Source organism: Massilia sp. 9I (genome assembly GCF_902506415.1).
In the GTDB taxonomy this organism is placed as follows: Bacteria; Pseudomonadota; Gammaproteobacteria; order Burkholderiales; family Burkholderiaceae_D; genus Telluria.
On the sequence record NZ_LR733275.1, the window covers coordinates 3,215,588 to 3,228,428 of the forward strand.

Here is a 12,841-nt window from a genome sequence, read left to right on the forward strand (position 1 = left end):
GAATTCCCAAGGACCCCTGACCCATGAACGACATCTCCCCCGCCGCGAAACTCGACCTGCCGGAGCAGCCGAAGCTGGCCAACAAGGTGCGCTTCGTCACCGCCGCTTCCCTGTTCGACGGCCATGACGCCTCGATCAACATCATGCGCCGCATCCTGCAGTCGAACGGCGCCGAAGTGATCCACCTCGGCCACAACCGCTCGGTCGACGAAGTCGTCACCGCGGCCCTGGCCGAAGACGTGCAAGGCATCGCCATCTCGAGCTACCAGGGCGGCCACGTCGAATACTTCAAGTACATGATCGACCTGCTGCGCCAGCGCGGCGGCGCCCACATCAAGGTGTTCGGCGGCGGCGGCGGCGTGATCGTCCCGAGCGAGATCGAGGACCTGCACGCCTACGGCGTCACCCGCATCTTCAGCCCGGAAGACGGCCAGCGCATGGGCCTGGTGGGCATGATCCGCTCGATGCTGGAAGCCTGCGACGTCGATCTGTCTTCCTATGCACCGGCCTCGATCGAGGCCCTGCAGCAAGGCGAGATCGCGGCGCGCCACCGCCCGCTGGCCCAGCTGATCACCGCGCTGGAAAACGGCAAGGCCGACGCGAACCTGCGCAAGCAGATCGTCGAAGCCGCCGACAGCGTCAAGACCCCGGTGCTCGGCATCACCGGTACCGGCGGCGCGGGCAAGTCTTCGCTGACCGATGAACTGATCCGCCGCATCCGCCTCGACCAGGGCGACCGCCTGAATATCGCGGTGATCTCGATCGACCCTTCGCGCCGCAAATCGGGCGGCGCCCTGCTGGGCGACCGCATCCGCATGAATGCGATCAATCCGTGGAATGGCCAGGCCCGCGTGTTCATGCGCTCGCTCGCCACGCGCGAGGCCGGTTCCGAGATCTCGCAGGCCCTGCCCGACGTGATCGCCGCCTGCAAGGTGGCCGGCTTCGACCTCGTGATCGTCGAGACCTCGGGCATCGGCCAGGGCGACGCGGCCATCGTGCCGCACGTCGACACCTCGATGTACGTGATGACCCCGGAATTCGGCGCCGCCTCGCAGCTCGAGAAGATCGACATGCTCGACTTCGCCGACTTCATCGCGATCAACAAGTTCGACCGCAAGGGCGCACAGGACGCGCTGCGCGACGTCGCCAAGCAGTACCAGCGCAACCGCGAACTGTGGAGCCGCCAGCCGGACGAGATGCCGGTCTACGGCACCCAAGCGTCGCGCTTCAACGACGACGGCGTGACCGCCCTCTACCACGGCCTGCTGCCGAAGCTGGCGGAGCTGGGCCTGAAGGTGGAAGCAAGCAAGCTGGCGCCGCCGAGCCAGAAGTACTCGAGCGGCAAGAACGTGATCGTGCCGCCGGCACGCGCACGCTACCTGGCCGAAATCGCCGACACGGTGCGCGGCTATCACCGCAACGTGCGCAAACAAGTGCAACTGGCGCGCGAGCGCCAGCAGCTGAACGAGACCAAGCGCATGCTGGCCGCCGCCAACCGTGACGTGGTGCTCGACGACCTGATCACCGAGCGTGAGAACGCCATGGAAGGCGGCGCCAAAAAACTGCTGGCGATGTGGCCGGACATGCAGGCCGCCTACGCGGGTGACGACTACGTCGTCAAGATCCGCGACAAGGAAATCCGCACCCGCCTGGTGCAAAAGACCCTGTCGGGCAACCCGATCCGCAAGGTCGCGCTGCCGAAATTCGAGGACCACGGCGAGGTCCTGCGCTTCCTGATGCTGGAAAACGTGCCGGGCTCCTTCCCCTACACCGCCGGCGTATTCGCCTTCAAGCGTGAAGGCGAAGACCCGACCCGCATGTTCGCGGGCGAAGGCGATGCCTTCCGCACCAACCGCCGGTTCAAGTTAGTTTCAACTGGCATGGATGCCAAGCGCCTGTCGACGGCGTTCGACTCGGTGACCCTGTACGGCGCCGACCCGGCCCTGCGTCCCGACATCTACGGCAAGGTCGGCAACTCGGGCGTGTCGATCGCGACCCTGGACGACATGAAGGTGCTATACGACGGTTTTGATCTGTGCAGCCCGAGTACGTCGGTCTCGATGACCATCAACGGACCGGCCCCGACCATCCTGGCGATGTTCATGAACACCGCCATCGACCAGCAGATCGACAAGTTCGTGGCGGATAACGGCCGCCAGCCGACCGACGACGAAGCGGCCAAGATCAAGGACTGGGTCCTGATGAACGTGCGCGGCACCGTGCAGGCCGACATCCTGAAGGAAGACCAGGGCCAGAACACCTGCATCTTCTCGACCGAGTTCTCGCTGAAGGTGATGGGCGACATCCAGGAATACTTTGTCCACCACCAGGTGCGCAACTTCTACTCGGTGTCGATCTCGGGCTACCACATCGCCGAAGCGGGCGCGAACCCGATCTCGCAGCTGGCCTTCACGCTGTCGAACGGTTTCACGTTTGTCGAAGCGTACCTGGCACGCGGCATGCACATCGACGACTTCGCACCGAACCTGTCCTTCTTCTTCTCGAATGGCATGGACCCGGAATACACGGTGCTGGGCCGCGTGGCGCGCCGTATCTGGGCCGTGGCAATGCGCGACAAGTACGGCGCCAACGAGCGCTCGCAGAAGCTGAAGTACCACATCCAGACTTCGGGCCGCTCGCTGCACGCGCAGGAGATCGACTTCAACGACATCCGCACCACGCTGCAGGCGCTGATCGCGATCTACGACAACTGCAACTCGCTGCACACCAACGCCTACGACGAGGCGATCACTACGCCGACCGACGAATCCGTCCGCCGCGCGCTGGCGATCCAGCTGATCATCAACCGCGAATGGGGCCTGGCCAAGAACGAGAACCCGAACCAGGGGGCCTATATCATCGACGAACTGACCGACCTGGTCGAAGAGCAGGTGATGCAGGAGTTCGAGCGCATCGCCGAGCGCGGCCTTCCCCTACACCGCCGGCGTATTCGCCTTCAAGCGTGAAGGCGAAGACCCGACCCGCATGTTCGCGGGCGAAGGCGATGCCTTCCGCACCAACCGCCGGTTCAAGTTAGTTTCAACTGGCATGGATGCCAAGCGCCTGTCGACGGCGTTCGACTCGGTGACCCTGTACGGCGCCGACCCGGCCCTGCGTCCCGACATCTACGGCAAGGTCGGCAACTCGGGCGTGTCGATCGCGACCCTGGACGACATGAAGGTGCTATACGACGGTTTTGATCTGTGCAGCCCGAGTACGTCGGTCTCGATGACCATCAACGGACCGGCCCCGACCATCCTGGCGATGTTCATGAACACCGCCATCGACCAGCAGATCGACAAGTTCGTGGCGGATAACGGCCGCCAGCCGACCGACGACGAAGCGGCCAAGATCAAGGACTGGGTCCTGATGAACGTGCGCGGCACCGTGCAGGCCGACATCCTGAAGGAAGACCAGGGCCAGAACACCTGCATCTTCTCGACCGAGTTCTCGCTGAAGGTGATGGGCGACATCCAGGAATACTTTGTCCACCACCAGGTGCGCAACTTCTACTCGGTGTCGATCTCGGGCTACCACATCGCCGAAGCGGGCGCGAACCCGATCTCGCAGCTGGCCTTCACGCTGTCGAACGGTTTCACGTTTGTCGAAGCGTACCTGGCACGCGGCATGCACATCGACGACTTCGCACCGAACCTGTCCTTCTTCTTCTCGAATGGCATGGACCCGGAATACACGGTGCTGGGCCGCGTGGCGCGCCGTATCTGGGCCGTGGCAATGCGCGACAAGTACGGCGCCAACGAGCGCTCGCAGAAGCTGAAGTACCACATCCAGACTTCGGGCCGCTCGCTGCACGCGCAGGAGATCGACTTCAACGACATCCGCACCACGCTGCAGGCGCTGATCGCGATCTACGACAACTGCAACTCGCTGCACACCAACGCCTACGACGAGGCGATCACTACGCCGACCGACGAATCCGTCCGCCGCGCGCTGGCGATCCAGCTGATCATCAACCGCGAATGGGGCCTGGCCAAGAACGAGAACCCGAACCAGGGGGCCTATATCATCGACGAACTGACCGACCTGGTCGAAGAGCAGGTGATGCAGGAGTTCGAGCGCATCGCCGAGCGCGGCGGCGTGCTGGGCGCGATGGAGACCGGCTACCAGCGCGGCAAGATCCAGGAAGAGTCGATGCTGTACGAGCACCAGAAGCATGACGGCACCCTGCCGATCATCGGCGTGAACACCTTCCGCAACCCGAACGGCGCGGGCGCCCCGGCGACCATCGAGCTGGCCCGTTCCACCGACGACGAGAAGCAGTCGCAGCTGACCCGCCTGGACGCCTTCCATGCACGCAATGCCGATGGAGCACCGGCCGCCCTGGCCGCGCTGCAGCAGGCCGCGATCGACAACGAGAACGTGTTCGCGAAGCTGATGGACGCGGTGCGCGTCTGCTCGCTGGGCCAGATCACGACCGCGCTGTTCGAGGTCGGCGGGCAGTACCGCCGCAATATGTAAGTCTCTACCGGTGCCCTCCCGCGGCAGCGTCGTGGCCAAGTGCCACCACGCTGCCGCTGTCGTTTTGTGCAATCCCGTGGCAACCAATCGTCCTGGTATCCTAGAATGGACTCATACCAATAGCGGAGTCCACGCATGCCGATCCAGCCCGAACAGCTCGCCGCCCTGATGCGCGAAGTCGAACAGGAAGATCCGATCGACTTCGCGGACCTGCCCTTCCCCGAAGACGAGCTGCGCGAGCTGGTCGCGACCCACCTGTGCGAGATGGCAGGCGCGATGGAAAACTTTTCCACCGAAGACCGCCTCATGACCCTGCTCGCCGTCTCGGCCAAGCTGGTGCTCGAAAACCTGGTCCTGCACGTACAGTTGTTGCGCCGCCACGGACTGCCGGTGGGCGACGACGTTGAAGCCCTCCTCAGCCGCTTGCGCAAGCCGTAAGGGCCCTCGTCATGCCCCTCGTGTGGGGCTTCGTAATGCCCCTCGTGTGGGGCATTACCCCCTCGTGTGGGGCTGCAATTCGCAGCGAACTGCTGCTATCTTTCTGTAAATCAACACTACTTCCCGCTCGAGCTCGCACAATAGCAACAGACGAAGGCTATTTGCGCGTACGGATGAGTTGACGGCGTTTCTGGCGTATTCCTTGGGGTATTATTAACACTCGGGAAACTTCGCTTGCCCCCAATCCAATCTTTACGCAAGCGCCTTCATCAAAGGGAAAGACAATGCCGGGTACTCTCACCAAGAAACAACTTGCCGTTGCCGTGGTTTCCGGCGCCATCCTGCTGAGCGCGGGCATGGCTGGCTGCAACCGTACGCAAACGACGGAAGAGCTGCTCACAGAAGCACAGAATTATGTCCAGAAAGGCGACCGCAAGGCGGCGCTGATCCAGCTCAAGAACGCGGTGTCGCAAAGCCCGGATAACGTTGAAGCGCGCCTGCGCCTCGGCAACCTGTACCTGGAAACCGGCGACCTGCCGTCGGCGGAAAAAGAATTCAGCAAGGCGGCCAGCCTCGGCGCGCCGGCCGACAAGACCCTGCCGCAACTCGCGCGCGTCTTGTCCGCCCAAGGCAAGTACAAGGAAGTGCTCGACCAGGTAACGCTCGAGAAGGCCAAGGCCTCGGCCGAGCTGATGGCGCGCCGCGGCGACGCCTACCTGGGGCTGGGCGAACGCGAGAAGTCCAAGGAGGCCTATGACGCGGCCCTGGCTGTCAACCCGAATGGGGGCGACGCCCTGATCGGCCTGGCGCGCCATGCCGCCATGGCCAACGACCTGCAGAGCGCCGAGCGTTTCGTCGACGACGCTACCACCCGCGACCCGCGCAATGCCGAAGCCTGGATGATGAAGGGCAACCTGCTGCGCAGCACCGGCAAGGCCAAGGAAGCCCTGGCTGCCTACGACAAGGTCCTGGAAATCAACCCGGCCCATCGCAGCGCCGGCGTCGAGAAGGCCTACGTCCACATCGGCAACAACGACCTGGCCGCCGCCAAGGCCGACCTCGAAGCCGCCCGCAAGGAGCTGGGCAGCGACCTGAACCTCACCTATGCCCAGGCCCTGCTCGACTACACCGGGGGCAAGAATACCGAGGCAAAAGAATCGCTGCAGAAAATCCTGAAGGTGGCGCCCAATCACATGCCGAGCATCCTGCTGGCCGGCGCCGTGGAGCTGAACCTGGGCGCTACCCAGACGGCTGAACAGCACCTGCGCAAGTACCTGGAAACCAACTCGAACAATGTCTATGCGCGCAAGCTGCTGGCCCAGGTGCTGCTGAAGTCGAACCAGCCGGCCGAAGCGACCGCCGTACTGGCGCCGGCCCTGAAGGGCGACAGCGCCCAGGATGCGCAGTTGCTGGCCCTGACCGGCCAGTCCTACCTGCAGTCGCGCGACTTCGCCAAGGCCTCGGCCTACCTGGAACAGGCCAGCGCGCTGGCGCCGGGCGCCGCCAGCATCCGCACCTCGCTCGGCCTGTCGAAGCTGGGCCAGGGCGACTGGGACAAGGCGATCGGCGAACTGGAACGCGCCGCCACGCTCGACCCGAAATCCACCGACGCCGGCATGGCCCTGGTCCAGGCCGAGCTGCGCCGCGGCCAAGTCGACAAGGCGCTGGCCGCCGTGCAGGCGCTCGAAAAAGCCCAGCCGGACAACGCGCAGGTCCACAATTTGAAGGGCGGCGTCTACCTGAGCAAGCAGGACCTGAAGAACGCCCGCGCCAGTTTCGAGAAGGCGGTGGCGCTGAACCCGACCTTCTTCCCCGCCGTGTCGAACCTGGCGCGCATCGACATCGCCGAGAAGAACCTGCCGGGCGCGAAAAAGCGTTTCGAAGCCATGCTGGCCAAGGACAAGAAGAACATCGATGCGATGAGCGCACTGGCGGCCATCGAACTGCAGCAGGGCCGCATGGCCGAAGCGACCACCTGGCTGGAAAAGTCGCAGTCGGAAAATCCGGAAGCGCTGCAGCCGGCCATCATGCTCGGCACCCATTACCTGCGTAACAAACAGGCCGACAAGGCACTGGCGCTGGCGCGCAAGTCGGTGGCGGTGAATCCGTCCAGCCCGGAACTGCAGGACCTGCTGGGCCAGGCGCAGATCGCGACCAAGGACTATCAGGGCGCCCTGGAATCCTTCAGCAAGCTGGCGGGCGCGATGCCGAAGGCGCCGATGCCGCAGATGCGCCTGGCGGCGGTGAACATGATGATGAAGAACGATACCGCCGCCGCCGATCACCTGAAGCGCGCCCTGGCGCTGGATCCGAAGTTCGTTCAGGCACGCGTGGCCCAGGCTGAAATGGCAATGCGCGCCGGCAAGCAGGAAGAGGCGCTGGCCGCTGTCCGCCAGATCCAGAAGGACGAGCCGAAAGCCGCGCTCGGTTTCCAGCTCGAAGGCGACCTGATGCTCAGCCAGCAGAAGCTGGCGCCGGCGCTGGCGTCCTATGAAAAAGCCTATGCCCTGAGCAATGCGCCTGGCGACCTGATCAAGATCAGCGAGATCATGAAGCGCAGCGGCAAGGAAGGCGAAGCCCAGGCGCGCCTGGTGAAGTACCAGGCTGCCAATCCGAAGGACCAGGTGGTGGGTCTGGTGGTGGCCGACAGCTACCTGGCCAAGCAGCAGTACAAGCAGGCGATCGCCAGCCTGGAGAGCATCGTCAAGGTCAACCCGGCCAACGCTGCGGCGCTCAACAACCTGGCTTACGCCTACCAGCAAGAAAAGGACGCACGCGCCCTCCCGACCGCCGAGCAGGCCTACAAGCTGGCCGGCCAGAACCCGGCCATCCTGGATACGCTTGGCTGGATCCTGGTAGAAAAAGGTGACACTGCGCGCGGCGTCGATCTGCTGCGCAAGGCGGTTGCCGCGGCGCCGGAAGCGCCAGACCTGCGCTACCACCTGGCGGCCGGCCTGGCCAAGGCCGGCGACAAGGCTAGCGCTCGCAAGGAGCTCGAGAAGACCCTGGCATCGGGCAAACCCTTCGCGACGATGGACGATGCCAAATCACTGATGCGACAGCTGTAAGCATGGGCGGCGGCTCCCGGGCCGCCGCCCTTCCCGTTTCGAACAACTAAGTTAGACCCATGACTTCAATTACCCAAGAGCAAGAGTGCGAACCAGTCCCCAGCGGTTTCTTCGGCCGCCTCGTCGAGCATCTCGTTGGCAAGCGCGACATACTGATTCCCTACTTTTCCTTCCAGCGGGTGATGAAGGGGAATATGGAGTCCTACGTTCTCAAGGAAATCTACAAGCTGCGCTATGAGGTGTATTGCCTGGAACGGCATTTTCTCGAAGCGAGCGATTTCAAGGACGACCAGGAAACGGACGAGTACGACGATTGCTCGACCCATTTTGCCGCCTACACCCTGAACAAGGATATCGTCGGGACCGTGCGACTGGTCCAGCCAGATGATGGCAAGCCCTATCCCTTCGAAACGCATTGCGCCCCCTTCCCGGAATTTACTTATCCGGAACGGGAAACCGCCGCGGAAATCTCGCGTTTGGTAGTCAAGAAGACGCACCGTCGGCGCCGTGGCGACTCGATGGAGGGTATTTCGCAGGATTTCGTGGAAAAAGGCAGCACGAAGACGATTAAGCCGAAGTCAACCGTGCGGCGCGACAAGCGCGGCAATAGTCCGCTATTATTGCTCGGAATGTATCGAGAGATGTACCGCCATAGCCGCCAGAACGGGATTCGTTACTGGTATGCGGCGATGGAAAGGTCACTGGCGCGCTCGCTGGACAAAATGGGTTTCAAGTTCGTACCGATTGGTCCGCAGGTCGATTATTACGGCCCGGTCACTCCTCACATGGTCGACTTGAACGAGCTGGAAGAGCGCTTAAAGAGGGAAAACAAGTTCCTGGCCGCGTGGTTCAACGATGAACCGATTCCCCTGTGGATCCTGGTGAAAACCTTGATCGGCAATGTGTGGGAGGAGCGCGTCAAGAAAAAATAACTAGGGTCCAAGACTGGACGATCAAGAAAGATGGACAACGGAAAAGCCCGCGTCGATCCAGACGCCTTCCTGTCCCGTGTTGATTTCGGGGCACATCAAGAAACAATCGACCACGACAACCGCAAGATTTTCCGCGCCTTCCGCCCTGGCCTCAGCGCCAACAACGTTCCCGGCGATATCTTCAGGCTGCGGCACCAGGTTTACTGCCTGGAATGCGCTTTCCTTCAGGCCGACCAGTACGTGGACGGCATGGAGCTGGACGACTACGACGACGCTTCCACCCATTTCGCCGCCTATACGATGGACGAAAAGCTGGTGGGCGCCGTGCGCCTGGTCCAGCCGCGCGAACCGAAGCCCTATCCTTTCGAGCTGCACTGCGAGGTGTTCAGCGATTTCGAAATGCCGGACCGCGATCAGGCGGCCGAGATTTCGCGCCTGGTGGTCAAGAAAAGCCACCGCCGCCGGCGTGCCGACAGCGTGCTGGGGGTGCCCGGCTTCCTGCAGGACAAGGAACAACAAATTGAATTCGATCCGGCGGTGGACCGGCGCGACCGCACCTCACCGATGCTCTTGCTCGGCATGTACCGGGAAATGTTCCGCCATAGCGAGGAAGCGGGGATCCGCTACTGGTTCGCGGCCATGGAGCGCTCGCTCGCCCATGCGCTGAAGAAAATGGGATTCCGCTTCATGGCGATCGGTCCCGAAGCCAACTACTACGGCTCGGTCACCCCTTATGTGCTCGACCTGCACGACCTGCGCCGCAAGCTGGTGCTCAGCAATCCGACCCTGGCGGCCTGGTTCAGCGAGAAGCCGCCAGTGGTCGAACACAGCCACCCCACGCGCGTGCACGTGGTGCGCAAGACGGAATTAGGCAGCGATATTAACTAGCTTGGTGGTGTGGTTGCGGAAGCTGTGCACCACCATGTTCGGCGAGGCCGGCACTTCCATGCCTGCCAGCATGTCGTGCATCATCGCCACCGCCAGTGCCGCCACCGTGAAGCTGCCCACCGCGATCTGCGATGCCGGGCAGGGACGGCCGTCTTCCATGATGGTCAGGGCCTTGGCCACCTGCTCGACCACCTGACGGTCGAGGTGGGCGCCGATGCGGCCCATGATTTTCCCGAACACATTCGCATAGCTGGCATCGCCCTCGCCCTGGGCATGCTGGACGTCGTGCGCGATGACATCGGCCAGCGACGCGCTGGTACCCGCCGGGAAATACAGCACGCCGGCGCCGAAGCCGATCGACAGCGCAGTGAATACCGCCTTCTTCTGCTCGCGCGCATTAGTATGCAGGGCCAGGATGGCTTCCAGGTCGAGGAAGTCGATGGTGTCGAAGATGATGTCGACACTTCCCACCAGCTGCTGGGCATTGGTGGCGTCGAGATTGGCCTGCACCGCCTCGACCTTGGCTTCCGGGTTGATACGCAGGATATGTTTCTTCAGCGCTTGCACCTTCGGGCTGCCGATATCGTCGAAATCGTAGAACTGGCGGTTCAGGTTATGCGCGTCGACGGTGTCACCGTCAATCAGGATGAATTCGGAAAACCCCATGCGCGCCGCGCAGATGGCGGTCGATGCGCCCAGGCCGCAGCCGGCGATCAGCAAACGCGTGCTGCGGATCTTGGCTTGGGTGTCGCTCGAGACATAGCCATTGTTACGGGTGGTAAAAGTATCGTAGTCGAAAGCCTTGGTCATAAAGAAACCCCTGTTGAGCATGGTTGGCGCCACCGGCGGGTGGCGTGAAGATGATGGCGCCGCGCGCGCCGTTCATATGCAATTAATGCTAGGCATCTTGCCATTTTTCGAGCGCAGCAGCCAGCTTTTCCGGCTCGGTCCGCCATGCTGTCGGCATTGCTTACAAACGCGTTTTGCTCATGCATCAAATCTGCACAGTAATTCAACAGATGGGCTTGATATAGCTCAAACATTTCTTCCATTGCAATGTTTATAGCCTATTTCATTTCCAATAATCAACTAACCCTGGTCCAGCTGTCGGTTTACTTTACAGCCCCTGCCGCGTGGCCTCATGCATATGGACTGAAAGTAAGCCAAAACCTTAATAATCAAGGGCTTGGCGGATAGTCATAAGGGCTGGCACAGCACTTGCTTGATAGGCAGTGTCGCTCCCCGAAGCAATACACCAACACTCTGGAGATTAGAATGAAACTGAAACACCTGATTACCTCGCTGGCCCTGGGTTTCGCAGCTATCTCGGCATCCGCAACCCCGCTGGACGCGCTGAACGGCAACCTGAACATCAAACTGACCGGCCTGACCACCGAATCGAACCGTAGCGCTGGCACCAACGAAACCACCTGGGGCGTTGGCAGCATCACCTCGATCAGCGGCACCGGCGGCCAGCAATGGTTCCAAGGCGCTTCGGACGGTTCCTACCTGTACTACATGATCTACGGTATCGCCGACCAGAACATCGTGTTCGACTCGACCACCGGTAAGTTCAGCATCTACAACATCGGCGCGACCGGTGGTGCGGCTGACGGCGAGATCCACCTGGACATCTACCGTTCGAACACCAACCTGCTGCAACTGACCTCGGACTTCAACGCCTCGCCGAGCCAGCGTACCGGCTACGACAGCTTCTCGCTGTTCGCAGGCATGGAAAAATACCTGGAAGTCGTGTTCGGCACCGGCAAGCAACTGACCGACGTGGCCGGCGGCACCAACCCGGGCGCCGACGAGCGCCTGGCAACCCTGACCCAGACCGCGACCGCAGCAACCCTGCCGGCAGCTGGCGAAGGCCAGTTCTTCGGTGATGTGGTCGGCGGCACCGCCGCAGCTCAGTGGAACACCAACGGCCAGTTCGGTCACGACCTGGACGGCAAGTTCACCCTGAGCACCAACGGCTCCCAGTTCGGTTCGGGCACCTGCTCGCCGGCACAAGTCGCTAACAACACCTGCTTCACCGGCCTGATCAACGACCCGATCCGCGCCAACAAGGTGCCGGAACCAGGTTCGCTGGCTCTGCTGGGCCTGGGCTTCGCCGGTCTGGCTGGCCTGCGCCGCCGCAAGGCAGCCAAGTAATCAAGTGGACCTTTCCCGCCCTGCGGCGGGAATCTCCAGCAAACAAAGGCCGGAACCCGCAAGGGTTTCGGCCTTTGTCTTTCCTGCTTAGGTGTTGCGGCCGGCTTCCTGGATGGCGCCGCCCAGCTGGCCGATCAGTTCGGTCGCGGCGCTGACGATCTGGGCCGGCGCAAAGCCGGCGCGAGTCATCTCTTTATAGAAGGAGCGCGCCAGGATGCGCGCCACGTCTTCCGGATTCTGGTAGGCGGTCGCGTCGGCGCCGCTCTCCTGCGCTTCGCGCACCAGCGCCATCTGGGCAAAGCGCGAGGCCAGCAGGCCCTGCAGCTGGATGGTCTGCACCGACTTGCCGATAAATAGCGCGGTCACCTCGAGCAGCTGCAGTTCGCCCTCGCTGAAAGCGACCCCGGTAACGTTCAGTACGCCGACGATGCGGCCGTCAATGCGCACCGGCGCCGACATCAGGGCCGGCACCGCGGCCCGGCGGCGCCGCGCCAGGCCGGCGAATTCGGAGCGTGCGATGTCATCCACCAGCAGCGCGCGGCCGCTGGCCAGCACCCGCCCGCAGATGCCCTCGCCGCTGCCGACCAGGGCGTCGGCGGCGTCCGGCGGCATGTCGCCGGCGCTTGCGCAGACCCGCATGCGCAGGTCGTCCGGCGCCTCGCTGTTGAGCAGCATCACCGAACAGCTGGTGGCGCCGACCAGGCGCCGCGCCAGTTCGGCATGGCTGGCCAGGTTGTCGTCGAGTGAGCCGCTGGCAAGCAGGGCCTGCACGTCCTGAAGCCGCACCAGGTGCTTCGCATCATTCATCATGGATCGCCTTTCCAGGGTCAACGCGCTGCCGGCGGACGCGGCATTTGATGATATGTTAATTCAATAATT

The 12,841-nt window shown here is 62.8% G+C and carries 7 protein-coding genes and 2 pseudogenes; 7 read left to right on the forward strand and 2 right to left on the reverse strand.

Annotation, left to right across the window (positions count from 1 at the left end):
• Window positions 1-23 precede the first annotated feature (23 nt).
• From icmF to GV068_RS14405, 6 genes and pseudogenes are all read left to right on the forward strand, one after another.
• Window positions 24-2,927, forward strand: a pseudogene (gene icmF / locus GV068_RS14380) (fused isobutyryl-CoA mutase/GTPase IcmF); the annotation flags it as partial.
• Window positions 2,926-4,479: pseudogene (locus GV068_RS14385) on the forward strand (methylmalonyl-CoA mutase family protein); the annotation flags it as partial. The pseudogenes icmF and GV068_RS14385, both read left to right, overlap by 2 nt.
• Before the next feature lie 135 nt (window positions 4,480-4,614).
• Window positions 4,615-4,917, forward strand: a complete 303-nt coding sequence (locus tag GV068_RS14390) for a hypothetical protein (RefSeq protein ID WP_159698943.1) — start codon at window positions 4,615-4,617, stop codon at window positions 4,915-4,917.
• 284 nt (window positions 4,918-5,201) lie between these two features.
• Complete coding sequence (gene prsT / locus GV068_RS14395; protein ID WP_159698946.1) at window positions 5,202-7,985, forward strand: XrtA/PEP-CTERM system TPR-repeat protein PrsT; 2,784 nt, start codon at window positions 5,202-5,204, stop codon at window positions 7,983-7,985.
• A gap of 59 nt (window positions 7,986-8,044) precedes the next feature.
• Window positions 8,045-8,917 carry a PEP-CTERM/exosortase system-associated acyltransferase gene (locus tag GV068_RS14400; RefSeq protein ID WP_159698949.1) on the forward strand — a complete coding sequence of 291 codons (873 nt, stop codon included), beginning with the start codon at window positions 8,045-8,047 and terminating at the stop codon, window positions 8,915-8,917.
• 30 nt (window positions 8,918-8,947) lie between these two features.
• On the forward strand, window positions 8,948-9,805 hold the full coding sequence (locus tag GV068_RS14405; RefSeq protein ID WP_159698952.1) for a PEP-CTERM/exosortase system-associated acyltransferase: 858 nt from the start codon (window positions 8,948-8,950) through the stop codon (window positions 9,803-9,805).
• On the opposite strand, the gene GV068_RS14410 is transcribed toward GV068_RS14405, so the two are convergent.
• A complete protein-coding gene (locus tag GV068_RS14410) occupies window positions 9,785-10,615 on the reverse strand; it encodes a ThiF family adenylyltransferase (protein WP_159698955.1) in 831 nt (276 codons plus the stop codon). The genes GV068_RS14405 and GV068_RS14410 overlap by 21 nt on opposite strands.
• A gap of 465 nt (window positions 10,616-11,080) precedes the next feature.
• Between GV068_RS14410 and GV068_RS25230 the strand changes: the two genes are divergently transcribed.
• Complete coding sequence (locus tag GV068_RS25230) at window positions 11,081-11,962, forward strand: PEP-CTERM sorting domain-containing protein (RefSeq protein WP_229464206.1); 882 nt, start codon at window positions 11,081-11,083, stop codon at window positions 11,960-11,962.
• A gap of 87 nt (window positions 11,963-12,049) precedes the next feature.
• On the opposite strand, the gene GV068_RS14420 is transcribed toward GV068_RS25230, so the two are convergent.
• A complete protein-coding gene (locus tag GV068_RS14420) occupies window positions 12,050-12,772 on the reverse strand; it encodes a GAF domain-containing protein (protein WP_159698958.1) in 723 nt (240 codons plus the stop codon).
• Window positions 12,773-12,841: the final 69 nt, after the last annotated feature.